The sequence below is a fragment of the Streptomyces sp. NPDC052236 genome (assembly GCF_044548015.1).
Classification (GTDB): domain Bacteria; phylum Actinomycetota; class Actinomycetes; order Streptomycetales; family Streptomycetaceae; genus Streptomyces.
On sequence record NZ_JBIUBL010000001.1, the window covers coordinates 17,349 to 42,270 of the forward strand.

Annotated in this window: 21 protein-coding genes and 1 pseudogene; 9 read left to right on the plus strand and 13 right to left on the minus strand. The window is 69.8% G+C overall.

The window, feature by feature from the left end; translation table 11 throughout:
• Positions 1 to 287 precede the first annotated feature (287 nt).
• Positions 288 to 743, minus strand: a complete 456-nt coding sequence (locus ACIHCQ_RS00060) for an ATP-binding protein (RefSeq protein ID WP_399656158.1) — start codon at positions 741 to 743, stop codon at positions 288 to 290.
• A 92-nt stretch (positions 744 to 835) separates the two neighbouring features.
• A complete protein-coding gene (locus tag ACIHCQ_RS00065; RefSeq protein ID WP_003967428.1) occupies positions 836 to 1,189 on the minus strand; it encodes an STAS domain-containing protein in 354 nt (117 codons plus the stop codon).
• A gap of 80 nt (positions 1,190 to 1,269) precedes the next feature.
• On the opposite strand from ACIHCQ_RS00065, the gene ACIHCQ_RS00070 reads away from it, so the two are divergent.
• Positions 1,270 to 3,735 (plus strand): DEAD/DEAH box helicase, encoded by a 2,466-nt coding sequence (locus tag ACIHCQ_RS00070; RefSeq protein ID WP_399656160.1) that lies wholly within the window; start codon positions 1,270 to 1,272, stop codon positions 3,733 to 3,735.
• On the opposite strand, the gene ACIHCQ_RS00075 is transcribed toward ACIHCQ_RS00070, so the two are convergent.
• The 7 genes from ACIHCQ_RS00075 to ssd form a co-directional block, all read right to left on the minus strand.
• Complete coding sequence (locus ACIHCQ_RS00075; protein ID WP_399657512.1) at positions 3,689 to 4,090, minus strand: Rv3654c family TadE-like protein; 402 nt, start codon at positions 4,088 to 4,090, stop codon at positions 3,689 to 3,691. The genes ACIHCQ_RS00070 and ACIHCQ_RS00075 overlap by 47 nt on opposite strands.
• A gap of 74 nt (positions 4,091 to 4,164) precedes the next feature.
• Positions 4,165 to 4,575, minus strand: coding sequence for a TadE family type IV pilus minor pilin (locus ACIHCQ_RS00080; RefSeq protein ID WP_399656162.1), 411 nt, complete (start codon positions 4,573 to 4,575; stop codon positions 4,165 to 4,167).
• Entirely contained in the window at positions 4,562 to 4,774 is a 213-nt protein-coding gene (locus tag ACIHCQ_RS00085; protein ID WP_399657515.1) for a DUF4244 domain-containing protein, read from the minus strand. Before ACIHCQ_RS00085 ends, ACIHCQ_RS00080 begins: the two co-directional genes overlap by 14 nt.
• 90 nt (positions 4,775 to 4,864) lie before the next feature.
• The gene (locus ACIHCQ_RS00090; protein ID WP_399656164.1) at positions 4,865 to 5,626 is read right to left on the minus strand and encodes a type II secretion system F family protein; all 762 of its coding nucleotides are present in this window, start codon (positions 5,624 to 5,626) and stop codon (positions 4,865 to 4,867) included.
• 29 nt (positions 5,627 to 5,655) lie between these two features.
• The gene (locus ACIHCQ_RS00095; RefSeq protein WP_399656166.1) at positions 5,656 to 6,546 is read right to left on the minus strand and encodes a type II secretion system F family protein; all 891 of its coding nucleotides are present in this window, start codon (positions 6,544 to 6,546) and stop codon (positions 5,656 to 5,658) included.
• Positions 6,546 to 7,697, minus strand: coding sequence for a TadA family conjugal transfer-associated ATPase (locus ACIHCQ_RS00100; RefSeq protein ID WP_399656168.1), 1,152 nt, complete (start codon positions 7,695 to 7,697; stop codon positions 6,546 to 6,548). Before ACIHCQ_RS00100 ends, ACIHCQ_RS00095 begins: the two co-directional genes overlap by 1 nt.
• Entirely contained in the window at positions 7,694 to 8,797 is a 1,104-nt protein-coding gene (ssd, locus tag ACIHCQ_RS00105) for a septum site-determining protein Ssd (protein WP_399656170.1), read from the minus strand. The genes ACIHCQ_RS00100 and ssd overlap by 4 nt, the downstream gene beginning before the upstream one ends.
• 492 nt (positions 8,798 to 9,289) lie before the next feature.
• Between ssd and ACIHCQ_RS00110 the strand changes: the two are divergent.
• A pseudogene (locus tag ACIHCQ_RS00110) lies at positions 9,290 to 10,126 on the plus strand (HAD family hydrolase); the annotation flags it as partial.
• A gap of 456 nt (positions 10,127 to 10,582) precedes the next feature.
• Here the strand turns inward: ACIHCQ_RS00110 and ACIHCQ_RS00115 are convergent.
• Positions 10,583 to 11,422 (minus strand): oxidoreductase, encoded by an 840-nt coding sequence (locus ACIHCQ_RS00115; RefSeq protein ID WP_399656172.1) that lies wholly within the window; start codon positions 11,420 to 11,422, stop codon positions 10,583 to 10,585.
• Positions 11,423 to 11,524: 102 nt separating this feature from the next.
• Here ACIHCQ_RS00115 and ACIHCQ_RS00120 point away from each other — a divergent pair, with 102 nt between their 5' ends.
• Positions 11,525 to 12,511 carry an ATP-binding protein gene (locus tag ACIHCQ_RS00120; RefSeq protein WP_399656174.1) on the plus strand — a complete coding sequence of 329 codons (987 nt, stop codon included), beginning with the start codon at positions 11,525 to 11,527 and terminating at the stop codon, positions 12,509 to 12,511.
• Positions 12,512 to 12,561: 50 nt separating this feature from the next.
• Here ACIHCQ_RS00120 and ACIHCQ_RS00125 read toward each other — a convergent pair whose 3' ends face one another.
• A complete protein-coding gene (locus ACIHCQ_RS00125) occupies positions 12,562 to 13,857 on the minus strand; it encodes a hypothetical protein (RefSeq protein WP_399656176.1) in 1,296 nt (431 codons plus the stop codon).
• A 303-nt stretch (positions 13,858 to 14,160) separates the two neighbouring features.
• Between ACIHCQ_RS00125 and ACIHCQ_RS00130 the strand changes: the two genes are divergently transcribed.
• The 6 genes from ACIHCQ_RS00130 (at position 14,161) to ACIHCQ_RS00155 (ending at position 22,656) form a co-directional block, all read left to right on the plus strand.
• Positions 14,161 to 16,728 carry a bifunctional SulP family inorganic anion transporter/carbonic anhydrase gene (locus ACIHCQ_RS00130; RefSeq protein ID WP_399656178.1) on the plus strand — a complete coding sequence of 856 codons (2,568 nt, stop codon included), beginning with the start codon at positions 14,161 to 14,163 and terminating at the stop codon, positions 16,726 to 16,728.
• Positions 16,729 to 17,075: 347 nt separating this feature from the next.
• Positions 17,076 to 19,034 carry an acetate--CoA ligase gene (gene acs, locus ACIHCQ_RS00135; RefSeq protein WP_399656180.1) on the plus strand — a complete coding sequence of 653 codons (1,959 nt, stop codon included), beginning with the start codon at positions 17,076 to 17,078 and terminating at the stop codon, positions 19,032 to 19,034.
• A 191-nt stretch (positions 19,035 to 19,225) separates the two neighbouring features.
• Positions 19,226 to 20,635, plus strand: coding sequence for a Na+/H+ antiporter NhaA (nhaA, locus tag ACIHCQ_RS00140; RefSeq protein WP_399656182.1), 1,410 nt, complete (start codon positions 19,226 to 19,228; stop codon positions 20,633 to 20,635).
• Between the two features lie 109 nt (positions 20,636 to 20,744).
• Positions 20,745 to 21,194: a phage holin family protein gene (locus tag ACIHCQ_RS00145; protein ID WP_399656184.1), complete on the plus strand. Its 450-nt coding sequence runs from the start codon at positions 20,745 to 20,747 to the stop codon at positions 21,192 to 21,194.
• Between the two features lie 168 nt (positions 21,195 to 21,362).
• Positions 21,363 to 22,325, plus strand: coding sequence for an alpha/beta fold hydrolase (locus ACIHCQ_RS00150; protein WP_399656186.1), 963 nt, complete (start codon positions 21,363 to 21,365; stop codon positions 22,323 to 22,325).
• A gap of 142 nt (positions 22,326 to 22,467) precedes the next feature.
• A complete protein-coding gene (locus ACIHCQ_RS00155; protein ID WP_399656188.1) occupies positions 22,468 to 22,656 on the plus strand; it encodes a hypothetical protein in 189 nt (62 codons plus the stop codon).
• A gap of 237 nt (positions 22,657 to 22,893) precedes the next feature.
• On the opposite strand, the gene ACIHCQ_RS00160 is transcribed toward ACIHCQ_RS00155, so the two are convergent.
• Together ACIHCQ_RS00160 and ACIHCQ_RS00165 are read right to left on the minus strand one after the other, a co-directional pair.
• Positions 22,894 to 24,093 (minus strand): MarP family serine protease, encoded by a 1,200-nt coding sequence (locus tag ACIHCQ_RS00160; RefSeq protein ID WP_399656190.1) that lies wholly within the window; start codon positions 24,091 to 24,093, stop codon positions 22,894 to 22,896.
• Positions 24,094 to 24,195: 102 nt separating this feature from the next.
• Positions 24,196 to 24,912, minus strand: a complete 717-nt coding sequence (locus ACIHCQ_RS00165) for an NUDIX hydrolase (protein ID WP_399656192.1) — start codon at positions 24,910 to 24,912, stop codon at positions 24,196 to 24,198.
• Between the last annotated feature and the right edge of the window lie 10 nt (positions 24,913 to 24,922).

Below are 24,922 nucleotides of genomic sequence, written 5' to 3' on the forward strand. Positions count from 1 at the left end.
GGACGGATTGTAGGTAGCGGAACCTGATCAAAACAGGGCGCAGCAATATGTAATTGACCTTCACTTGCTACTCAGCAAATGATCGCGGTCCGAAAACAACCCCGAAAGTGGTAACGGGGCAAACGCATTGACGTGCAGATAAATGATCTACACAAAACGAAAGAGGCCCTGCTCAGGCAGGGCCTCGTCCGCTCGTCTCACGTCGGAACGATCAGAAAACGATCAGATATCGATCAACCGACCGCCCACGTGATCAGGGCATTACGCAGGAAAACTCGGGGCAGCGCTCAGGGCAGCAGAGTGACGGGGGTCGTCGGCCAGCTCATCCGGATCACCCCGCCGTCCTCCGTCGAGGTGACCTCCACGTCGTCGACGAGACCACTGATGACCGCGAGGCCCATCTCGTCGTCGCTGTCGGCGTCCAGGTCCTCGGCCATGGAGTTCCGCCCGCCCGGGGCGGCGTTGGGCCCACGCCCAGCGCTGCCTGCGGCCGGGACCTCGTCGCCGACCTCGATGGAGAAGGTCTTCTCCTCCTCGGACAGCACCACCTTCACAGGGGCTGTGATGCCATAGCTGCGGTGCAGCCCGACGGCGCGGCTGCACGCCTCGCCGACCGCGAGGCGGACCTCGTCCAGGACCGCCTCGTCGACCCCGGCCCGGCGAGCCACGGCAGCGGCCACCAGACGGGCGGTCCTGACGTGCTCAGGCTGGGCGCTGAAGCGGAGTTCAACGGTGGCGGCCATGCAATCCCCCTAGGACGTTCGGGCGTGCATCTCAGGGGCCCGGGCTGGATGCCCGGTGCCCCTCCTTCCTTCCGGATGTCTCCGGCCGACCGTCAGTCGGTGGCCGCGACAGCCTCATCGACCGTGGTGTGGATGGGAAACACCTTGGTCAGACCTGTGATCCGGAAGATCTTGAGAATGCGCTCCTGGTTGCAGACCAGGCGCAGTGAACCTTCGTGCGCGCGAACGCGCTTCAGGCCACCCACGAGCACGCCAAGACCGGTGGAGTCGAGAAAGTCCACGCCCTCCATGTCGACTACCAAGTGGTAGCTGCCGTCGTTCACCAACTCGACCAACTGCTCGCGCAGCTTGGGCGCGGTATACACATCAATCTCGCCACCGACCTCGACGACCGTACGGTCGCCACCAGGCCCGGACACATTGCGAGTCGACAGGGACAGGTCCACGGATCCTCCAGCAACTTGCTATCGAGCGGCCGCCCTCACAGGTCTCCCCGACGGAGCCGGAGGACGGATCGCCAGCCGCGATGGCATTCAATCACTTACGGGCAGCCATGCACGACGCCTTGGGCCCATTGTCCGTCAGGCCGGTGACACACTCGGTGCCGATGGCCAAGAATCTCCGTCCCAGACAACCTCCCGAGAGCGGGGACACCCGCCCCTCCCCCGGTACGGTCCTCGACCGGCTCGCCGCGGGGCCCGGCCGGGCTACGCGCATCACTCATACCGAGCACTTGCCCCCAAGGCCGGGTCGCCATGCCGTCTGGCCCGATCGCATCCGTCCAGAAGTGATCAACGCCATTCAGCTGGCGGGCATCGAACACCCCTGGACCCACCAGGCGGCCGCCGCCGAACACGCCCTGGACGGAAATTCCGTCGTCATCGCCACCGGCACCGCCTCCGGGAAGTCGCTGGCCTACCTCGCGCCCGTGCTCACCACCCTGCTCGACGGCTCCGAGGCCGCCAACGGCCGCGGCACCACGGCCCTCTACCTCGCCCCGACCAAGGCCCTGGCCGCCGACCAGCGCCGGTCGGTGAAGGCGCTCAGCGCACCGCTGGGCAAGAGTATCCGCCCCGCGGTGTACGACGGCGACACGCCCGTCGAGGAACGCGAGTGGGTCCGGCAGTACGCCAATTACGTCCTCACCAACCCCGACATGCTGCACCGCGGGATACTGCCCTCACATCCCCGCTGGTCCTCCTTCCTGCGCTCTCTGCGCTACGTCGTCATCGATGAGTGCCACACCTACCGGGGCGTCTTCGGCTCCCACGTCGCCCAGGTGCTGCGCAGGCTTCGCCGCGTATGCGCCCGCTACGGTGCGAACCCCGTCTTCCTCCTCGCCTCCGCCACCGCAGCGGAACCCGCGACGGCCGCCGGACGGCTCACCGGCCTGCCCGTCCAGGAGGTCGCCGACGACGCCTCGCCGCGCGGCGAACTCGTCTTCGCCCTCTGGGAGCCCCCGCTCACCGAACTCCACGGCGAGAAGGGCGCCCCGGTCCGCCGCACCGCCACCGCCGAGACAGCCGACCTCCTCACGGACCTGACCGTGCAGAACGTGCGTACGGTCGCCTTCGTACGCTCGCGGCGCGGTGCCGAGCTCATCTCGGTCATCGCCAAGGAACGCCTGGCCGAGGTGGACCGCTCCCTGCCCCAGCGGGTCGCCGCCTACCGGGGCGGCTACCTCCCCGAAGAGCGGCGCGCCCTGGAGCGTGCCCTGCACTCCGGCGAGCTGCTCGGCCTCGCGGCCACCACCGCCCTGGAGCTCGGCATCGACGTCTCGGGCCTGGACGCCGTCCTCATCGCGGGCTACCCGGGCACCAGGGCCTCGCTGTGGCAGCAGGCGGGCCGCGCGGGCCGGTCCGGCCGGGGCGCCCTGGCCATCCTCGTCGCCCGTGACGACCCGCTGGACACCTTCCTCGTCCACCACCCCGAGGCGCTGTTCCAGCAGCCGGTGGAGTCCACGGTCCTCGATCCGGACAATCCGTACGTCCTCGCGCCTCATCTGTGCGCGGCAGCCGCCGAGCTGCCCCTCACGGATGACGACCTCGAGCTCTTCGGCCCGGCGGCCGGTGAACTCATGCCGCAGCTGGAGGCCGCCAAGCTGCTCCGCCGCCGGGCGACCGCGTGGCACTGGACCCGCCGTGAGCGGGCCGCCGACCTCACCGACATCCGGGGCGGAGGCGGCCGGCCCATCCAGATCGTGGAGGCCACCACCGGCCGACTGCTGGGCACGGTGGACGAATCGGCCGCCCACACCGCCGTCCACGACGGGGCGGTCCACCTCCACCAGGGCCGTACATATCTGGTGAAACACCTCGATCTGGAGGACTCGGCAGCCCTTGTCGAGGAGGCCAACCCGCCGTACTCCACCACCGCCCGCGACACCACCTCCATCGCCGTACTCGATACCGACACCGAGATTCCGTGGGGCGACGGACGCCTTTGCTACGGCTCCGTCGAAGTCACCAACCAGGTCGTCTCCTTCCTGCGCCGCAAACTCATCACCGGCGAGGTGCTCGGCGAGACGAAACTCGATCTGCCGCCCCGCACCCTGCGCACCCGGGCCGTGTGGTGGACGGTCACCGAGGGCCAGCTGGACGCCGCCCGGGTGAACCCGGAACAGCTGGGCGGGGCCCTGCACGCCGCCGAGCACGCCTCTATCGGGATGCTGCCGCTCTTCGCCACCTGCGACCGCTGGGACATCGGCGGGGTGTCCATCCCGCTCCATCCGGACACCCTGCTACCGACTGTCTTCGTGTACGACGGCCATCCGGGTGGCGCGGGCTTCGCCGAACGGGCCTTCCACACCGCCCGTGAGTGGCTCACCGCCACCCGTGAGGCGATCGCCTCCTGTGAGTGCGACGCGGGCTGCCCGTCGTGCATCCAGTCCCCCAAGTGCGGCAACGGCAACGATCCGCTGCACAAGCGCGGCGCGGTCCGCCTCCTCACCGAACTGCTCCGGGAAGCCCCGGCGGCCCCGCCCGGGACCTGACCGTCGGGGCGTACAGGCCGAACCGGGCCTGAGCCGTGACCTCGGCGATCTCGCCCCGCACCGCGCACCGCAGCACCGCCGCGCCCTGGGCCCCCGCCACCTCGGCCGCCTTCGCGCAGGCCGTGGCGGTGCCCCACAGGGCGTGGTCCGCCGCGGCCAGCGCCGCCAGGTCCGCGGCGGAACCCGCCCGATGGCGGGCGACCACCGCCTGCCCCATGGCCAGCACGGTGGCGAAGATCACGCAGAGCACGGTCGTCGTCATGGCCACCCATACGGTCGCCGACCCGCGGTCCCGGGTCCTGGCGTTCGTCGCCCCTCTTGCTCGCGCGGCCCGCCCAGCCGTCATGGTCCTCATGGCCGTCCTGATGGCAGTCCTGATGGCCGTCCTGGCCCGGAAAGTGCAGGTCGCGTTGACCGCGTTGACCGCGCTCATGGCGTATCCGGCGTGTCGTGGTCCGGGGCGCTGCTCTGGACTGCCGCCTCATCCTGGCCCACGGTGTCCTCGGCGAGAGCCGCTGCCTCCGCGCTGAGCGTCAGCGCCGGCGCTCCCGGCCCGGGAGCCTTCGCCTCGACCCGTACCCGCCACAGGTCCCCGTCCCGCGTCAGCGTGACCCGTGCACCGCCGGGGGCCGCCGAGCGGGCGGCGGCCAGCGTCACCGCCCGCGGCTCCGACCTGGCAGCCGCCCTCGCCCCCACCCGTGCCGCGTCCACGCACTGGATCTGCGCGGCGGCCGCCATCAGCCCCCACACCAGAGCTATGGCGAACACCACCAGGGCGGGTACCGTGACGGCCGCCTCCGCCGTCACGGATCCCTTGTCGCGCGCCTCAGAACTGCGCATTGAGTGCCTTACCGATCACCGACTGCAGCGCTCCGGAGACGGCCTCGCTGTTGACGACCTTGTACAGGACCGCCGCGAACGCAACGGCCGCGATCGTGCCCATCGCGTATTCGGACGTGGCCATCCCCGCGTCCCCGCGCATCCTGCGCGACCACCTGCGCCGCCATCGCCGCAGCACCGGATGCGAGGTCAGGTTCAGTTCTGCATTCGGATTCAAGTTCCACACATCAACCCCCGAGAGTTCCTTGTTCAGGTGGTTACTCACGCACGTGCTGACGTACTGACCTGCTCAGTTGCCGTGCAGCAGCCCGGCTGCCAGACCGAGCACCACCGGCGCGACCCCGACCGCCAAGAACGCGGGCAGGAAGCACAGCCCCACCGGCGCGGTGATCAGGACCTGCGCCCTGCGGCCCCGGGCCGCGGCGGTCCGCGCCCGTTCCGCCCGGAGGCGCTCGGCCAGCCGCGACACGGGCTCCGCCGCCGGAGCACCCGTGCAGTCGGCCCGCTCCAGACAGCGGGCCAGCGCCGCGGCGTCCGGTATCTGCCCGAGCCACCCCCACGCCTGTGCGGGCTCACCGCCCAGCCGCAGTTCGGCGGCGGCCTTCGCGAGCCGTTCGCCGACCGGCCCGCCGAGCGACTCCCCGACCGCGTCGGCCGCCTCGCGCGGCCCCGCTCCGGCCGAGACACAGGCCGCCAGCAGGTCGGCGGCCAGTGGCAGCTGACGGCGCGCCTCGCGGTCCCTGGCGCCGCGCTCCCCGGCAGTCGCGCCCCGCTTACGGCTCCCCTGCCGGCGCCGTACGCCATACGCCCCGGCGAGCCCCACAACGACCCCGATCACCCCGCCGACCAGCACATACCCGGTGATCAGCGCGCCCAGCGGAGCCGCCCAGCGCCTCGCCCGCACCCCGTACTCCGGGTACTTCAGCCACCACCGCCGCCCTTCGTGCTCCAGGGCCAGCAGCGCCGCGATCCGGTTGCGTCCCCTTCGCTCGCGCTGCCTTCCGGCGACCATGAGCCCCAGAGAGGCGGACGCGGCGAGAAGGGATGCCATTACCCCCAGCCTGTGGACAACTTCCGCGGTCACGCCTTCTCCCCGGCGCGGACGATCCGCGCGGCCCAGTAGACTCCCGCGGCCTCCAGCACCCCGCCGACCGTCAGGCACGCCAGCCCCGCCGGGGTGTGCAGCAGCACCCTCAGGGGATCGGCCCCCAGCGCCCAGCCCATCGCGAGGGCGACCACCGGAAGCAGCGCCAGCAGGGTGACGGTCGACCACGCGCCCGCCAACTGGGACCGCAGGTCCTGCCGTTGGTCCTGCTCGGCCCGTAAGGCGGCCTCCAATCGGTCGAGCCCGGCTGCCAGACCCGCTCCGCCGTCAACGGACACCCGCCAGCAGGCCGCGACTCCGGCGAGGCCATCAGCGCCCGGCTCCCGGGCCGCCTCGCGCAGCGCTTGCGGCACATCACCCCCGAACCGAGCCGCCGCCAACACCGCGGCCTCGGCCCCGTCCAGCGCCCCAGTGGATTCGATAGATCCGGTAGATCCGGCGGCGAGCATCAGTGCCTGTCCCGGTTGCAGCCCCGCGCGCAGCTCCCCCGCGACCGCTCCGCACAAGGTGATCACGCTCTCGGCCCGCCGCTCCTGATCCCGCCGCCGCTCCCGGGCCCGCAGCCACCGCCTCACCAGGGGCACCGCCACCGCCCCCGCGGCCAGCGGCACCACCGACTCCCCCAGCACGGCGAGGACCAGCCCCACCGGCAGACAGAGCCACTCCCGCCGCGCCCCACCCGAAGACCCGAGCAGAGGCCGGAGCGCCCCGGGCAGCCGCTCCCACGACCACCACGGCGCCGCCTCCATCGCACCGCCACCCGCCAGCAGCAGCCGCGCCCGCTTCAGCCCCCTGTCCCGCCCGACCGTCAGCCACGCCGCCGTTCCCGCGCACAGCGCCGCCGCGTACAACGGCTCACCGGCCATCACAGGGCACCCCCGATCAGCGACCGCAGCCGCCCCCAGCCCCGCTCGTACGCGAACGCCTCCACGCCCCACCGCAGCGCGGGCACGGTCACCACCAGCCCCGCCGCGTCCCGCTCCAGCACATGGACCTCGGCAATCCGCCGCTGCCCGCCCTGATCCCGTACGAGATGGATCACCACGGAGAGCGCCGCCGCCAGCTGGCTGTGCAGCGCTGCCCGGTCGAGCCCCGCCGCCGTACCCAGCGCTTCCAGCCGCGCGGGCACGTCCCCCGCCGCATTGGCGTGCACGGTCCCGCAGCCGCTGTGCCCGGTGTTCAAGGCGGCCAGGAGCTCCGTCACCTCAGCTCCTCGCACTTCCCCCACCACCAGCCGGTCCGGCCGCATCCGCAGCGCCTGACGCACCAAGTCCCGCAGCGTCACCCGGCCCGCGCCCTCCTGGTTGGCCGCGCGCGACTCCAGCCGCACCACATGCGGGTGCTCGGGTCTGAGCTCCGCCGAGTCCTCGGCCAGCACGATTCGCTCACGCTCGCCCACCAGCCCCAGCAGGCTGGACAGCAAGGTCGTCTTGCCCGATCCCGTACCGCCGCTGATCAGGAACGACAACCGGGCCTCGATCAGCGCCCGCAGCACCCGGCCCCCGCCCGGCGGCACCGTCCCCGCCGCGACAAGCTCCGCCACCGAGAACGCCCGCGACCGCACCACCCGCAGCGACAGGCATGTCGAGCCGACCGCCACCGGCGGGATCACGGCATGCATCCGGGTCCCGTCCGGCAGCCGTGCGTCCACCCAGGGCCGGGCGTCATCCAGACGCCGCTCCGCCACGGCCGCGAGCCGCTGTGCCAGCCTGCGCACCGACGCCGTGTCCGCGAACGTCACGGCGGTGAGCTCAAGCCCACGGCCCCGGTCGACCCACACCCGGTCGGGCGCCGACACCAGCACATCCGTCACCGCGGGATCGGCGAGCAGCGGTTCCAACGGACCCGTACCCACCAGCTCGCACCGCAACTTCTCGGTGCCGCCCAGCACTTCCGCGTCCCCCAGGAGCCGCCCCTGTGCCCGCAGGGCAGCCGCCACCCTGGCCGGCGTCGGTTCGGCCCCGCTCTCCGCGAGCCGCTGTCGTACGGCGTCCAGCAGCCCCGGCGCGGCGCTCATGAGACACCGCCTCCGGCCAGCGCCCGGTCCCAGAAGGCCGCGCAGAACCTCGCCAGCGGTCCGCGCCCGCTGCTGCCCGGTGGAGCGCCTCCGTCCTGCGCCGCAAGCAGCCCGGCCTCCACGGGCAGTTCGCCCACGAGCGGCAGCCCCAGGGCGCCCGCGACCCATTGCTCGTCCAGTCCGGCGGCGTACGGACCACGCACCACCGCGCGCAGATCCTGGAGCACCATGCCGACCGTCGAAGCCACCCGGTTGGCCGCGGCGACGGCTCGCAGCTCGCCCGGCACCACCAGCAGCCCGAGATCGAGCTGAGCCAGCGCCTCCGCCACGCCCGCGTCGACCCGGCGCGGCAGATCCACGACCACCACCCCGCCGCGCCTGCGCGCCGCCGCGAGCACCGACCGCATGGCCTCCGGCGGGATCACCACCGAATCACCGCGGTCCCAGCTGAGCACCCGCAGCGCATGCAGCTCGGGCAGCGACTCCTCCAGCGCCCCGCCGGCGACACGCCCCTTGGAAGCGGCGAAATCCGGCCAACGTCTGCCTTCCGCTTGCTCTCCCCCGAGCAGCACATCCAGACCGCCGCCCAGCGGGTCCCCGTCGACCAGCATCGTGCGCCGGCCGCCGCGCGCGGCGGTCACCGCCAACGCGCAGGCCAGCGTCGATGCACCGGCCCCGCCGCGCCCGCCGATCACCCCGACGGTCAGCGCCTGCCGCCCGACCCCCTCGACCACATCGGCGATCCGGTCGACGAGCCAGCCCTCCGCATCGGGCAGCCGCAACACGCAGTCGGCCCCGATCTCCACCGCCCGCCGCCAGACATCCGGATCGTCCTGATCGCGCCCGACGAGCAGCACTCCATGCCTGCGGGTGGCCCCGCGGCAGCGCGCCGCGGCGTCGTCGCCGACCAGGACCAGCGGGGCACCTTCCCAGCTTCCCCGGCGCTCCGGCACGGTGTGGTGCACGTCCGGCTCGGCGCCCGCGGCGGCACACAGCCGCAGCAGATCATCGAGCAGTTCCAGGTCTTCGGTGACGATCAGCGGCCCGTCCCGCCGCCCTTCGGCGACCGGTGGCCGTTGAGATGTGATGGTTCCAGCCACGATCTCCACCCCCTCTTACTTCGATCTCTTACTTCGATCTCGCTTCAAAACGAGATCTGTGATTCCTGCGGCCCGCGAACTACGCGAGTGGAATCACCGTGCACCGCATCGGAGAATCGTGTGGATCTTGGTGAAAAACTGTGGACAACTAGCCACTTGTGAATATCTCGGTAGCCCAAACCGGTGACTCTCAGAGCGCAGTGCAACCACTACGCAGAGTGACGACTTTGACGAATATGCGGCCGGTGTCGACACGGCTCGCAAGAGGAAAGATCGATCGGATTCGATCACGGTCAGCGGACAAAAACGCGTCCGGACATGCGACGACCCCCGCCGGGGGGGAGAGCGGGGGTCGTCTCTCCGGCCGACTCGGGGGGGGAGGAGCCGGTCCGGGTTAGCACGGTCGCGAACGATCCGTGACTTCCATGGTGTACCCGAGAGCCTTCTCAGGCAAACCCACACGCCCGAGCGTACGCCGAATGGTGGGCACCTATGCTCAAGCTCGTGGAAAACCACTCCTTGCCGCTCACAGCCGCCTTCTTTGACCTGGACAAGACGGTCATTGCGAAGTCATCGACACTGACCTTCAGCAAGTCCTTCTACCAAGGCGGGCTGATCAACAGGCGCGCCGTGCTGCGTACCGCATATGCCCAGTTCGTTTTTCTCGCGGGCGGCGCCGACCATGACCAGATGGAGGGGATGCGCGAGTACCTCTCCGCGCTCTGCAAAGGCTGGAACGTCCAGCAGGTCAAGGAGATAGTCGCCGAGACCCTCCATGACCTCATCGACCCGATCATCTACGACGAGGCCGCGTCGCTCATCGAGGAGCACCACACCGCAGGCCGGGACGTCGTCATCGTCTCGACGTCCGGCGCCGAGGTGGTCGAGCCGATCGGCAAACTCCTCGGCGCGGACCGAGTAGTGGCCACCCGCATGGTCGTCGGCGACGACGGCTGTTTCACGGGGGAGGTGGAGTACTACGCGTACGGCCCGACCAAAGCCGAAGCGATCAAGGAGCTCGCCGCGTCCGAGGGGTACGACCTGGCGCGTTGCTACGCGTACAGCGACTCGGCCACGGACATCCCGATGCTGGCGTCCGTCGGCCATCCCTACGCCGTCAATCCGGACCGGGCACTGCGCCGCGAAGCGATCACGCGCGGCTGGCCGGTTCTCGTCTTCAATCGTCCGGTCCGCCTTAAACAGCGGCTGCCCGCGTTCTCCATGCCGCCGCGTCCCGCTCTGGTCGCGGCGGCAGCTGTGGGTGCGGCGGCGGCCACGGCCGGGCTGGTCTGGTACGCCAGCCGTCGGCGCGGCTTGCGCAGCGCTGTTGCGCTCGCAGCCGCCGTCAGTGCCACCGCCGGCGTCGCTGCGACCGCTACTGCCGCTACCACCACCGCCTCCGCCGCTGCCACCACACGAGCCACCACCATGTAGCGATTCGCCCCCTTCGGACCTAAAGGTAAAGCCGGGGCGACCAGGGGTTCCGCTTCCCCGGCGGCAGGAGTACAAAGGAGTTAACGGCCCGCGAGACCAAGGACATCCGAGAGGATCAGCCTTAACGCATGGCCCCACGGACCGAGCACGAAAACTGAGCACCCACGCGACGTCGACCCGTCGATTACGGGCCAGCCGCACCAGGTGACGGGCAGAAGCTCCCGACCTGATGGGCAATATTTCGAGGACGCATGGTAACTCGGTGGACGTGCCAGCGGCGGTACCACTCGTTGGTACCGCCGCAACCCTGTCCGGACATTTCATCCAGACACTCCGGGCACTCCAGGAGCCTCAGGCGGCGCCGCGCTGGAGCGCCTCGCACACCGCCGTCGACTCCCTGACCCCGAGTTCCACCGCGCGCCCGCAGTGCGCGATCCACGAGGCCATGCCCTCCGGGGTCCCCGACAGATAGCCGCCGAGAGCCGCGACGTACGCCCCTCGCCCCTGCTCCGCATGGCCTACCTCCGCCGGGCAGATCGCCTTGGGGTCGAGGCCGCTGCCGATCAGGACGATGCGCTCTGCCGCCCGCGCGACCAGGCCGTTGTACGAGCCGAAGGGGCGCAGCGCCAGCAGTTCGCCGTGCACCACTGCCGCCGTCACCAGCGCGGGCGCGGAGCTTCCCGCGATGATCAGTTCCGCCAGTCCGTCCAGCCGCCCGGCCACCTCGCTCGCGTCCGGCAGCGGCGCCTCGATCAGCGGCTCGTGGACCCCTTCGCCCGCGAGACGCGGTCGGCCCACCGTTTCGTCGTCGCCGACGCTGCCCGTGCCGCCCGCCGCGACCAGATGCAGCCGGGCCAGCACCCGTAGCGGCGACTGCCGCCAGATGGAGAGCAGCTGCCCGGCCTCGGCGGTCAGGCGCAGTGCGGCTCCGACCGTACGCGCCTCGGCCTCGACACCGAAGTCAGTACGCCTGCGGACCTCTTCCAGCGCCCAGTCCGCTCCGGACAGCGCTGCGGAACCGCGCGCTCCGCGCAGCGCGGCCTCCGAGGTGACCTCGCTGCCGCGGCGCCGCATGACCCGGTGCCCGTAGACCCGGTCCACGGCCTTGCGTACGGAATCCACGGAATCGGCGACGCCCGGCAGGGCGCCGAGAGCGGCAAGGGGGTCGACCGACGAGTCGTTCGTACTCATGGGTAGCGAGGTTACGCGTCCGGTTCGCGTGCCCCACCTTGGAGTGGTCTTCTTCACGCGCCTGGACCGAACCGTCCGAACTTGGCACTACGCTACTTGAACATGAAGATCGCTTTCGTAGGGAAGGGCGGCAGCGGCAAGACCACGCTGTCCTCGCTCTTCATCCGCCACTTGGCCGCCCATGAAGCCCCCGTCGTCGCGGTGGACGCCGACATCAACCAGCACTTGGGGGCCGCGCTCGGTCTCGACGAGGCAGAGGCCGCCGCGCTGCCCGCGATGGGGGCGCAGCTACCGCTCATCAAGGAATATCTGCGCGGCTCCAATCCCCGTATCACCTCCGCCGACACCATGATCAAGACCACGCCCCCGGGCGAGGGCTCGCAGCTGCTGCGCATCCGGGAGGACAATCCGGTCTACGAGGCGTGTGCCCGCACCGTCCGCCTCGACGGTGGGGACATCCGGCTGATGGCGACGGGCCCCTTCACCGAGAACGATCTGGGTGTGGCCTGCTACCACTCCAAGGTCGGCGCGGTCGAGCTCTGCCTCAACCACCTTGTCGACGGGCCCGACGAATATGTCGTGGTCGACATGACCGCCGGCTCGGACTCGTTCGCGTCCGGGATGTTCACCCGCTTCGACATGACGTTCCTGGTGGCCGAGCCGACCCGTAAGGGTGTATCCGTCTACCGCCAGTACAAGGAGTACGCACGGGACTTCGGCGTCACGCTGAAGGTCGTCGGCAACAAGGTACTGGGCCAGGACGACGTGGACTTCCTGCGCGAGGAGGTGGGCGACGACCTGCTCGTCACCGTCGGGCAGTCCCCGTGGGTCCGGGCGATGGAGAAGGGTCGCCCTGCGCGCTTCGACGAGCTGGAGGCGGAGAACCACCTGTCGCTGCAGACCCTGCGGAATGCCGCCGAGGAGTCGTACGGGAACCGCGACTGGGAGCGCTACACGCGCCAGATGGTGCACTTCCATCTGAAGAACGCGGAGAGCTGGGGGAACGCGAAGACGGGCGCCGACCTGGCCGCGCAGGTGGACCCCGCCTTCGTACTGGGTGAGCGGTCGGCAGTCCCGCAGCCCAGCTGAGAGGTTCGGCAGACACGGGGCGCGAGACACCAGGGGGGCGGACCCGCCGGTCAGGCGGCCGGAGCCGTTGGGTCCGCCATGGCCGTCGGGGCCCTGGCTGCTGTGCTGGGCCGGGCGGTGAGATAGCTCGCCCAGCCTCCCTTCGGCTCCTCGCCGACCTTCAGGGCGCGCATTTTCTCCAGGACTCTCGGGTCCTGGGCGTCCAGCCAGTCGGCGAGCTGCCGGAAGGACACGCACCGCACATCGCGCTGCACGCACACCGCCGCGATCGTCTCCTCGATGGCGCGCATGTACGTGCCACCGTTCCACGATTCGAAGTGGTTGCCGATGATCAGCGGGGCGCGGTTGCCGTGGTACGCGCGGTTGAATGCCTGCAACAGGCCATCGCGCATCTGGTTGCCCCAGTACTCGTGGAGCGCCCGGTCACCCTTGGCCGTGCCCGACTGGTTGACCATGAAGTTGTAGTCCATGGCGATCGTCTCGAAGGCGCGGCCCGGCACCGGGACCATCTGCAGCGACAGGTCCCACAGGCCGAGTTCCTTCTTTGGCCAGATCTGGTCGCTGATGCCGCTGGTGTCGTAGCGGAAGCCCAGCTCGCTCGCGGCGCGCACAAAGTTCGTACGGCCCTCCAGGCAGGGGGTGCGGGCGCCGATGAGCTCCTTGTCGTAATCGAAGGGCAGGGGCTGCTCGGCCCTCAGCCCGGCGTTCGTCTTCCAGTTCTTCACGAAGGACTTTGCCTGGCTGATCTCGCTCTTCCACTCGGCGACGGACCAGTTACCCACCCCGCCGTCCTGGCCGCAGAAGTGACCGTTGAAGTGGGTGCCCACCTCGTTGCCTTCCTGCCAGGCGCCGCGCAGCTGTCGCACGGTGTCCCTGACGCCTTGGATGTCGTTGAAGCCGATGTCGGAGCGACCGGCCGAGTGCTGGGGCGGGTCGTACAGAGTCGCCTTCTCCCTGGGGAGCAGATAGACGCCGCTGAGGAAGTACGTCATCGTCGCGTCGTACTTCCTGCCGACCTTGCGGAAGTGGGAGAACAGCCTCTGGCTGTCCTCGCCGGCACCGTCCCAGGAGAACACCACGAACTGCGGGGGCTGCTGTCCGGGCTTCATGCGCTTCGGCTTGAGCAGTCGCGGCTGAGCTCCGGTGAATGCGGTGGAGCCGTCACCGAGGAGACGGACCGCGCTGTTGGGGGCCAGGGCACCCTTCTTCGCCGGTCGGGCGCCGTTCGCGGGGCCCGGTACGGACCCGTACCCGCCTGAGCCGGAACACCCGGCGAGTCCTGCGAGTCCTGTGAACAGGGCCGTGGCGGCTGCTCCGGCGACGATTCTCCTCGTGGCGGCCAACATCCGCACACCCTCTTTCCCTTTGCCTGTACGACGCGGTTCGTGGGGCGCCGTCAAACTCGCATCACGGGGTGAGGGCCCAGCCGCGACAAGCCGCGATTAAATTACTAATCACTGGAACGGGTGAATGATTGCCCCATTTGCCACGAAAGTCGCCCCGTTTTCTTTACTCTGCATTACGATTCATTTACCTAGAGTTGATGCATCTGGCGAGTCGACCAGTCGATACATCCCGCCGCTGTACGCCGTGACCCACGGCCGCGTCCCCCATTCCGCGACCGCGCTGCCCCGGAGGAGACGGGAACCATGTCAACCTGCGTCCCTACTCACGCCGACGACGCCCCTCGTAAGCCAACCAAGGACTCCACCAAGCACCGCACATCCCCGGAGTACTCCGAGTCGAGCAAGTCCGGCGGCTCCAGCGACTCCGGCGAGACCCGCCGAGGCTCTCAACCCGGCGACGGCCGCCGACGCCGCCGCTTCCGCATCGCGGGTGCCGATCTGTCCGCCTCCATCTCCGTCTTCCTGATCGCGCTGCCGCTCTCCCTCGGCATCGCGCTCGCAACCGGCGCACCGCTCCAGGCCGGGCTGGTGGCTGCGGCTGTCGGCGGTATCGTCGCCGGCCGGCTCGGCGGGGCCCCGCTTCAAGTCAGCGGCCCCGCGGCCGGGCTGACCGTCGTCACCGCCGATGTGATCCAGCAGTACGGCTGGCGCGCCACCTGCGCCATCACCGTCGTCGCCGGACTCACCCAACTCGCGCTGGCGGCGCTGCGGGTGGCCCGCTCGGCCCTCGCCGTCTCCCCCGCGATCGTGCACGGCATGCTGGCCGGCATCGGCGTCACGATCGCCCTCGCCCAACTCCATATCGTGCTCGGCGGCACCCCGCAGAGCTCCGCGATCGACAATGTCCGTGGGCTTCCCGCCCAGTTGGCCGGGCTCCATCCGGCTGCGATCTCGGTCAGCGCCCTGACCGTCGGGGTCCTGCTGGTATGGCCGCGGATTCCGGGGCGTGCGGGCCTGATCGTACGGAAAGTCCCGGCCGCGCTCGCCGCGGTGGCGGGCGCGACGGCCTTCGCGGCGCTCGTCGGGCTGAGCCTGCCGCGCGTGGATCTGCCGTCCTGGAGCAGCCACGCCCTGCCCGCGCTGCCCGAAGGGCCGGCGCTCGCCCTCCTCGCCGCCGTGCTCACCATCACTCTGGTGGGCAGCGTGGAGTCGCTGCTGTCGGCGGTCGCCGTCGACAAGCTGCTTGCCGCCCGCCAGGAACACAAGGGATCCAAGCGCTCCAAGGACACCAAGGACTCCGACAAACGGAAGGAGCCGGAGGTTCGCATTCCGCGCGCGCAACTCGACCGGGAGCTGGCCGGGCAAGGCGCGGCCAATATCGTCTCCGGCGCGCTCGGCGGGCTGCCCGTCACCGGCGTCGCCGTACGCAGCGCCGCCAATGTGTCGGCGGGCGGGGTGAGCCGTAACTCCACAATGCTGCACGGCCTGTGGATCGCGGTCGCCGCCCTCCTGCTGGTGTCCGTGCTCGATCTGATCCCGCTGGCCGCCCTCGCCGCGCTGGTGATGGTCGTGGGCATCCAGATGGTCAACATCACGCATCTGCGCAGCGTGAAGCGGAACCGCGAGTTGTTGGTGTACGCGGTGACGCTGGCCTCGGTCGTCCTCACCGGCGTGCTGGAGGGAGTGGTGATCGGGATCGCGGTGGCGGTCGCGGTCGCGCTGCACCGGCTGACCAAGACCCGAATCACCATCGCCGAGGGAGCGGCAGAGGAAGAAGAGGAGGGCGCCCACCGGGACCGGGACCGGGACCGGCCCCGAATCCAAGTCCGGGTCCAGGTCCGCGGTCAGTTGACCTTCCTTGCCGTGCCCCGACTGAGCCGGATACTGGGGCAGGTCCCCCAAGGTGCCGAGTGTGTCGTGGAGTTGGACGGCTCCTTCATGGACCACGCCGCCTACGAGGCGCTGCACGACTGGCAGACGTCCCATGTGGCGCATGGCGGGACGGTGGAGTTCACCGGCCGGGCCGGAAGCCGGATCAGCGAGCCCGCATCCGTGACGCACGGCTGCTGCCGTCCCTGGACGCCCTGGCGCAACCACCACTGCCAGGACCGGCCATCGCACACCGACACTCATCAACTGGCCAGCGGGCTCAGCTCATTCCAGCGCAATACGGCTCCGCTGGTGCGCGAGGAGCTCGCGCGGCTGGCGCGTGAAGGCCAGCGACCCGCCCAGCTCTTCCTGACCTGCGCCGATTCCCGCCTGGTGACCAGCATGATCACCGCCAGCGGTCCGGGTGATCTGTTCACCGTACGGAATGTGGGCAACCTGGTGCCCCCGCCCGGCGCGGAGAGCAGCGACGACTCGGTGGCGGCGGCGATCGAATACGCGGTCGATGTGCTCAAGGTGGACTCGATCACCATCTGCGGCCACTCCGGGTGCGGAGCAATGCAGGCGCTGCTGAGCAGTCCGCCCGAAGGTGCCCAGACCCCGCTGCGGCGCTGGTTGCGGCATGGGATGCCGAGTCTGGAGCGGATGAGGAGCCAACACCGTTCCCGGGTGAGGATCTCCGGGCGGCTGCCCACCGACGCGGTGGAGCAGCTGTGTCTGACCAATGTGGTCCAGCAGTTGGAGCATCTGCGTGCCCATGAGGCGGTGGCCCGGCGGCTCGCCGAAGGCACGCTGAAGCTGCACGGCATGTACTTCCATGTGGGGGAGGCCCAGGCGTACCTGCTCCCGAGCAGTGACGAGTACAAGGCGAACGAGGTGGACGAGGGAGACGCGATGACCGATGTGGATGAGGTGCATGGGATGGACGAGGTCTTCGACCGGGTTGCCCCCACCCCCTCGGCACTTGAGCGGTCACGCGCCTGACCGGCACCACGCCTGACCGTCAGCGTGCCCGAAGCATGGGCGTGTCCTAAGCAGGAGCGTGTCCGAAGCAGGAGCGCGCCTCAGCCATGACCGTGTCTGAACCAGGGGCGCGCGTCGCACGTGAGAACGTATGGCCCCTCTTTTCCACCGCTCGGGGAAGAGGGGCACCCACAGAACACCCACCGGAGACTCATAGGTCTAAACCAATTTTCGGCAGGCCCTTGTCACCCGGCCCGTCGGCTGATGAGCTATGCCCCGGGACACATACGTACATAGGACGCCCTGGGAAAGGGAGATGTCGTGAGCAACGAAAGCCTGGCCAACCTGCTGAGGGGGGAGATGGAACAGTGAACGAGAATCCTTCCCTCTCCAACCTGCTCAAGGAAGAGCGGCGGTTCACGCCGCCGACCGAGCTGGCCGCGAACGCCAACGTGACCGCGGAGGCGTACGAGCAGGCCGAGGCGGACAGGCTTGGCTTCTGGGCCGAGCAGGCGAGGCGGCTCTCCTGGGCCACCGAACCGACCGAGACCCTCGACTGGACCAATCCGCCGTTCGCGAAGTGGTTCGCCGACGGCAAGCTGAACGTCGCGTACAACTGCGTGGACCGCCATGTCGAGGCGGGCAACGGCGACCGCATCGCGCTCCACTTCGAGGGGGAACCGGGTGACAACCGCACCATCACCTACGCCGAGCTCAAGGACGAGGTCTCGCGCGCCGCGAACGCACTGACCGAGCTGGGAGTGGCCAAGGGCGACCGGGTCGCCGTCTACCTCCCGATGATCCCCGAGGCCGTCGTGGCGATGCTGGCCTGTGCCCGTATCGGCGCGGCCCACTCGGTGGTCTTCGGCGGTTTCTCGGCCGAAGCCGTCGCCTCCCGTATCCAGGACGCCGACGCCAGGCTGGTCATCACCTCCGACGGCGGCTATCGGCGCGGCAAGCCCACCGCGCTCAAGCCCGCGATCGACGAGGCGGTCGCCAAGTGCCCGCAGGTCGAGCATGTCCTGGTGGTCCGGCGTACCGGCCAGGAAACGGCCGTCACCGAGGGCCGGGACGTGTGGTGGCACGACATCGTCGCCCGTCAGTCCGCCGAGCACACCCCAGAGGCATTCGACGCGGAGCACCCGCTCTTCATCCTCTACACCTCCGGCACAACGGGTAAGCCGAAGGGCATCCTGCACACCTCCGGCGGCTACCTCACCCAGGCGGCCTACACCCACAACGCCGTCTTCGACCTCAAGCCGGAGTCGGATGTGTACTGGTGCACCGCCGACATCGGCTGGGTGACCGGCCACTCGTACATCGTGTACGGGCCGCTGGCCAACGGCGCGACGCAGGTGATGTACGAGGGCACGCCCGACACCCCGCACCAGGGCCGTTTCTGGGAGATCGTGCAGAAGTACGGCGTCACAATCCTCTACACGGCCCCGACCGCGATCCGTACGTTCATGAAGTGGGGCGACGACATCCCCGCGAAGTTCGATCTGACCTCCCTGCGGGTGCTGGGATCGGTCGGCGAGCCGATCAATCCAGAGGCCTGGATCTGGTACCGGGAGAACATCGGCGGCGGCAAGACGCCGATCGTGGACACCTGGTGGCAGACGGAGACCGGCGCGATGATGATCTCGCCGCTGCCAGGTGTCACGGCGACCAAGCCCGGCTCGGCGCAGCGGGCGCTGCCCGGGATCTCGGCGACCGTCGTGGACGACGAGGCGAACGAAGTACCCGATGGGGGCGGCGGCTATCTCGTCCTCACCGAGCCGTGGCCGTCGATGCTGCGCACCATCTGGGGCGACGACCAGCGCTTCATCGACACATACTGGTCTCGCTTCCCCGGCAAGTACTTCGCGGGCGACGGCGCCAAGAAGGACACCGACGGCGACATCTGGCTGCTCGGCCGGGTCGATGACGTGATGCTGGTGTCCGGGCACAACATCTCGACGACCGAGGTGGAGTCGGCGCTGGTTTCGCACCCGAAGGTCGCCGAGGCCGCGGTCGTGGGCGCGACGGACGCGACGACCGGCCAGGCGATCGTGGCATTCGTGATCCTGCGCGGTACGGCGAGCGAGGACGAGCACCTCGTGAACGACCTGCGCAACCACGTGTCCAAGGCGCTCGGCCCGATCGCCAAACCGAAGCGGATCCTGCCGGTGGCGGAGCTGCCGAAGACCCGCTCCGGCAAGATCATGCGCCGCCTGCTGCGGGACGTCGCCGAGAACCGTCAGCTGGGCGATGTCACCACGCTCACGGACTCCTCGGTGATGGACCTGATCCAGACGAAGCTGCCGAGCGCCGGCAGCGAGGACTGAGCCTCAAGGACTGGTGAGTGGGCACCCGGCGGCACCACGCCGGGTGCCCACTCGCGTCCGTGCACTTTTCGTTAAACTAACGATCGTGTCCGTCAGCGACACGACAAAGTGGCTTCAAGTAGTTCTAGGTGCGCCGGGAAGTCTGGTCGGCATGTGCTCTGCCCTGCCTACGCGACCGAAGGACCCCCGACGTGACCGCGCCCACCCCCACCCGTACGCCCACTCCCCGTAAATTCCTCGGACGCCTCTCCCTGCCCGAGCGGACCTTCGTGGCGGAGGCGCTGCGCGCCGAGACCGTTGGCGGCGTCCTTCTCCTCGTCGCCGCGATCACCGCCCTCGTCTGGGCGAACACTCCGCTGGGCGACAGCTACGAATCCGTACGCGACTTCCACATGGGCCCCGCCTCCCTCGGCCTCGACCTCTCGCTCCAGCACTGGGCCGCCGACGGGCTGCTCGCCGTCTTCTTCTTCGTCGCCGGCATCGAGCTCAAGCGTGAGCTGGTCGCCGGTGAGCTGCGCGACCCCAAGGCAGCCGCCCTCCCCGTGATCGCCGCCATCTGCGGCATGGCGGTACCCGCGCTCATCTACACCCTGGTCGCCGTCACCGGCGGCGGGTCTACGAACGGCTGGGCCGTCCCCACCGCCACAGACATCGCCTTCGCGCTCGCCGTCCTCGCGGTCATCGGCACTTCGCTGCCGTCCGCGCTGCGGGCGTTCCTGCTGACCCTCGCCGTCGTCGACGACCTCTTCGCGATCCTGATCATCGCCGTCTTCTTCACCAGCGACCTGAACTTCGCGGCGCTCGCCGGCGCCGTGGTCGGTCTCGCCGTCTTCTGGCTGCTGCTGCGCAAGGGCGTACGCGGCTGGTACGTGTACGTACCGCTGGCCCTCGTGATCTGGGGGCTGATGTACAACAGCGGCATCCACGCCACCATCGCCGGGGTCACCATGGGTCTGATGCTGCGCTGCAGCAGGCACGACGGCGAGGAGCACTCCCCCGGGGAGCACATCGAGCACCTCGTACGGCCCCTCTCCGCCGGGCTCGCCGTGCCGCTCTTCGCGCTCATGTCCGCGGGCGTCTCCGTTTCCGGCAACTCGCTCACCGATGTCTTCAGCAAGCCGGAGACCCTCGGGGTCATCCTCGGTCTGGTGATCGGTAAAGCGGTCGGCATCTTCGGTGGCACCTGGCTGGCGGCGCGCTTCACCCGGGCCGAGCTCAACGACGACCTCGCCTGGCCGGACGTCTTCGCCATCGCCTCGCTCGCGGGCATCGGCTTCACCGTCTCCCTGCTCATCGGCGAACTGGCCTTCTCCGGCGACACGGTGCTGACCGATGAGGTCAAGGCCGCGGTGCTGATGGGCTCGCTGATCGCGGCCGTATTCTCCGGGATTCTGCTCAAGCTGCGGGTGCGCACCTACCAGGCGCTGTGCGCGGACGAAGATCGTGACGAGGACCACGACGGCATCCCCGACATCTATGAGGAGGACAACCCCGAGTACCACCTGCGGATGGCGGCGATCTACGAGGAGAAGGCCGAGCAGCACCGTCGGAAGGCAGAACTGGCGGGGGCGTCACGCGATGGGGGCAGCGGTCCGGCATGATCTGACTTCGGACCCGCGGATGATTCCGTGGACAGCTCCGCAGACACAGGCGCAGATGCAGCAGACGTAGACGTAGATGTAGATGTAGACAAGGACGAGGGAGTCAGCGATGAGGGACCCCGGCAACAGCGCGGACAACGCTGTAGGCGCCGACCGCAGTCTGGGCCAGTTGGTCGCCTCGGCGACCGCCGAGATGTCCGCGCTGGTGCATGACGAGATCGCCCTGGCCAAGGCGGAACTGCGGCAGGACGTCAAGCGCGGCGCGATCGGCGGTGCCTCCTTCAGCGTTGCGGGAGTGTTCTTCCTGTTCTCGCTGCCGGTACTGAGTTTCGCCGCGGCGTACGGCATCCACAATCTGGGGCTCGGGCTCGCCTGGTCGTTCCTGATCGTGGGCGGAGGGTATTGGCTGGTGGCAGGGGTGCTCGTGCTGCTGGGCCGTATGAAGTTCAAGAACGGCAAGGAGCCGAGGAAGTCCGTCGCTTCGGCCAAGAAGACGGCCGCCCTCCTGCAGAACGTCAAGCCGCACCCCCGAACGGACCGCCAGAACGCCTCCGTCTGATCGAACGCGTCCGGACTCGCCCGGCCCTCGCCCGTGCCCGCTCGGGACGCGCGCGGGCGCGGTGAGCAGCGGCGGGACCGCGCCGCCACCGTTCCGTGCGCCTTTCGTGTGCCTTTCGTACCCCGCGGTGGCGTCCGCGGGGCGCCCGGTTGTGGCACGCTCGTCTGCATGACGGCCCCTGACCCTGACCCAGATACCAATCCCGGCGCCTTCGGCGGCGGCCTCGGAAGTCCCGTACGCCTCGACGGCCCGTGGACCCACCGCGATGTCGCGGCCAATGGCGCGCGCTTCCATATGGCCGAGCTGGGCGACGGGCCGTTGGTGCTGCTCCTCCATGGGTTTCCGCAGTTCTGGTGGACGTGGCGGCATCAACTGACCGCGCTCGCCGACGCGGGTTTCCGAGCGGTGGCGATGGATCTACGGGGCGTGGGCGGCAGCGACCGTACGCCGCGGGGCTACGACCCAGCGAACCTCGCGCTCGACATCACCGGCGTCGTACGCTCGCTCGGCGAACCGGACGCGGCGCTGGTCGGGCACGACCTGGGCGGGTATCTGGCGTGGACCGCGGCGGTGATGCGGCCCAAGCTGGTGCGTCGGCTCGCGGTCTCCTCGATGCCACATCCGCGCCGGTGGCGTTCGGCGATGCTCGCCGACTTCTCGCAGAGCCGCGCGGGGTCCTACATCTGGGGCTCCCAGCGGCCGTGGCTGCCGGAGCGTCAGCTTGTCGCGGACGACGCGGCCTTGGTGGGCAAGCTGATGCGGGACTGGTCCGGGCCACAGCTGCCGGACGAGACGACGGTCGACACGTACCGGCGGGCGATGTGCATCCCGTCGACGGCGCACTGCGCGCTGGAGCCGTACCGGTGGATGGTGCGGTCGATGGCGCGGCCGGACGGAATCCAGTTCAACCGCCGGATGAAACGCCCGGTGCGGGTGCCGACGCTGCATCTGCACGGATCCCTGGACCCGGTGATGCGGACCCGCAGCGCGGCGGGGTCGGGTGAGTACGTCGAAGCTCCGTACCGCTGGCGCCTGTTCGACGGGCTCGGCCACTTCCCCCATGAGGAGGACCCGGTGGCGTTCTCCACCGAACTCATCAACTGGCTGAAGGACCCCGAACCGGACCGGTGAAGCCGGTGGCCCGGCTGTCGAACGGCGTCCCACCAAGCCCATTGGAACGCTTGTACTACGAACAGCCAAATGCCTCGCGCATAGGCCAATTGGCTGCCCCGGAGGCGGTTACCGACCTTGGGGCAGGGGCACAGGTCCGGGTATGGGCTGGACGCACGACTACGGTGACGCAGCACGCAACCGCCGCTCGGCCGGCGGACCGATCACTCGCGACAGGGGTGGACCCCAGAGCGAGGGCCATGAGCATCCGGAGCAGGGAATCGGCATTCCTCGCATTCTGAGGCGCCGGGCCCGCTGGTTTTCGGCGCGACTGCGGCATACCCGCGGCTGACCCGCCCGGGTACGCGTGCGGCTGACCGATCCGGGCACACCTGTGGCTGACCGACCCGGCTCAGCCTGCGGCTGACTGCCGGCCATCCTGGCCCGGCTGCTCCTCCGCTCGATGCCGCTCGATGCCGCTCAGCGCCGCCCGGCTCGTCCGCCCGGCTCCTCCGCGCCACGTCGCATCCGCGACGCACGCGCACGCCGCCTCCGCGCACGCGCCGCCCCGCGCTGCTTGGGCAGCCGACTACAGCGCGCAGTCCTGGCTGTCGACCTGCTGGTTGGCGGTCCGGCCGAGGGTGATGTCGTCGCGGATCTCGTCGGCCGTCAGGGCGTACCCGGTCTCCGCGTCGTCCAGCGACCTCGCGAAGATGACGCCGTACACCTTGCCTTCCGGCGTGAGCAGCGGGCCGCCCGAGTTGCCCTGACGGACCGTTGTAAAGAGCGAGTAGACGTCGCGCTGCACCGTGTCACGACGGTAGATGTCGGGGCCGTTGGCGTCTATCCGGCCGCGGACGCGCGCCGAGCGTACGTCGTACGCGCCGTTCTCCGGGAAACCCGCGACGATCGCGCTGTTGCCCGTGCGCGCGTCGTCGTCGGCGAACTGGAGCGGCTGCGCCTTGAGGTCCGGCACGTCAAGTACGGCGATGTCGCGCTGCCAGTCGTAGAGGACGACCTTCGCGTCGTACAGCCTGCCCTCACCGCCTATCTGCACGGTGGGCTCGTCAACGCCCCCGACCACATGCGCGTTGGTCATCACCCGGCGGTCGGAGAAGACGAACCCGGTGCCCTCCAGCACCTTGCCGCACTCCTCCGCCGTACCGACGACCTTGACGATGGAACGCTTGGCGTTGGCAGCGACCGGGCTGCCCACGAGCGCCGGGTCCGGGGCCTGGACCTCGGTGATGGGTTCATTGGCGAACGGGCTGAAGACCTGCGGGAAGCCGTTCTGCGCGAGGACGGAGGTGAAGTCCTTGAACCAGGTGGACGCCTGCTCGGGCATTACCTCGTCGACCCCGAGCAGCACTTTGGAACTACGGACTTCCTTGCCGAACGTGGGCACCGCGGTCCCGGCGAGCGCGGAGCCGATCAGCCAGGCGACCAGCAGCATGGCGACCACATTGACCAGCGCGCCGCCGGTGGCGTCCAGGACGCGGGCGGGCGACCAGGTGATGTACCGGCGCAGTTTGTTGCCCAGGTGGGTGGTGAAGGCCTGGCCGACCGAGGCGCAGACTATGACGATCACGACGAAGACGACCACCGCCGTGGTGGACACTTCGGAATCTTCCGTCAGCTCGCCCCAGATGACCGGGAGCAGATAGACCGCGACGAGTCCGCCGCCGAGGAAGCCGATCACCGACAGGATGCCGACGACGAAGCCCTGGCGGTAGCCCACGATCGCGAACCATACGGCGGCGACCAGCAACAGGATGTCCAGCACGTTCACCGTCATTAGCCTCGCTGATTCGTCGCCGGGTGCTCCGTCCGGCAGGGGCGCAGTTGCCTCTTGAAAATGCCGCGCCGTCGGGCGCGGCACAGGGTCAGCCTGTCATGACCGCCAGTCCAACGGGACCTGCTTCGTGCGGTCCCATGGTCTCTCCCACCCCGCGTAATGCAGAATCCGGTCGATCACACCCGCCGTGAAACCCCAGACCAAGACCCCTTCGACCGTGAACGCCGGGCCACTGTGGCCGCTTGGGTGCACGGTGGTCGCGCGGTTGGCCGGGTCCGTGAGATCCACCACGGGCACGGTGAAGACACGGGCGGTCTCCGCGGGATCGACCGCGCCGACCGGGCTCGGCGCTCGCCACCATCCCAGTACGGGCGTCACGACGAAACGACTCACCGGGATGTAGAGGCGGGGCAGTACGCCGAAGATCTGGACGCCCGCCGGGTCGAGGCCGGTCTCCTCCTCGGCCTCGCGCAGCGCGGCACGCAGCGGGCCCGTGGTGGCCGGGTCGCCGTCCTCGGTGTCGAGGGCGCCGCCGGGGAAGGACGCCTGCCCGGCGTGCGAGCGCAGGTTGCCCGCGCGCTCCATGAGCAGCAACTCAGGACCTCTGGGGCCCTCGCCGAGCAGGATGAGGACAGCGGACTGGCGGCCCCGGCCGCTCTCCGGCGGCAGGAAGCGGCTGAGCTGCTCCGCCTCGACGGTGCGGGCGGCGTGCACGACGGGGTCGAGCCACGCGGGCAGGCCGTCGGTCGTGACGGCGACCTCGCCCCCGTACGCGTGCGTCGCGTCGTACGTCTCTTCTCCGGCGCGCGTCATGGGCACCCCC

Coding starts and splice junctions, on each gene's coding strand:
- ACIHCQ_RS00060 (WP_399656158.1), bottom strand. CDS start 743: ATGGCCGCCACCGTTGAACTCCGCTTCAGCGCCCAGCCTGAGCACGTC.
- ACIHCQ_RS00070 (WP_399656160.1), top strand. CDS start 1,270: ATGGCATTCAATCACTTACGGGCAGCCATGCACGACGCCTTGGGCCCA.
- ACIHCQ_RS00075 (WP_399657512.1), bottom strand. CDS start 4,090: ATGAGGACCATGACGGCTGGGCGGGCCGCGCGAGCAAGAGGGGCGACG.
- ACIHCQ_RS00080 (WP_399656162.1), bottom strand. CDS start 4,575: ATGCGCAGTTCTGAGGCGCGCGACAAGGGATCCGTGACGGCGGAGGCG.
- ACIHCQ_RS00090 (WP_399656164.1), bottom strand. CDS start 5,626: ATGGCATCCCTTCTCGCCGCGTCCGCCTCTCTGGGGCTCATGGTCGCC.
- ACIHCQ_RS00095 (WP_399656166.1), bottom strand. CDS start 6,546: ATGGCCGGTGAGCCGTTGTACGCGGCGGCGCTGTGCGCGGGAACGGCG.
- ACIHCQ_RS00100 (WP_399656168.1), bottom strand. CDS start 7,697: ATGAGCGCCGCGCCGGGGCTGCTGGACGCCGTACGACAGCGGCTCGCG.
- ACIHCQ_RS00115 (WP_399656172.1), bottom strand. CDS start 11,422: ATGAGTACGAACGACTCGTCGGTCGACCCCCTTGCCGCTCTCGGCGCC.
- ACIHCQ_RS00120 (WP_399656174.1), top strand. CDS start 11,525: ATGAAGATCGCTTTCGTAGGGAAGGGCGGCAGCGGCAAGACCACGCTG.
- ACIHCQ_RS00125 (WP_399656176.1), bottom strand. CDS start 13,857: ATGTTGGCCGCCACGAGGAGAATCGTCGCCGGAGCAGCCGCCACGGCC.
- ACIHCQ_RS00130 (WP_399656178.1), top strand. CDS start 14,161: ATGTCAACCTGCGTCCCTACTCACGCCGACGACGCCCCTCGTAAGCCA.
- ACIHCQ_RS00145 (WP_399656184.1), top strand. CDS start 20,745: ATGAGGGACCCCGGCAACAGCGCGGACAACGCTGTAGGCGCCGACCGC.
- ACIHCQ_RS00150 (WP_399656186.1), top strand. CDS start 21,363: ATGACGGCCCCTGACCCTGACCCAGATACCAATCCCGGCGCCTTCGGC.
- ACIHCQ_RS00155 (WP_399656188.1), top strand. CDS start 22,468: ATGGGCTGGACGCACGACTACGGTGACGCAGCACGCAACCGCCGCTCG.
- ACIHCQ_RS00165 (WP_399656192.1), bottom strand. CDS start 24,912: ATGACGCGCGCCGGAGAAGAGACGTACGACGCGACGCACGCGTACGGG.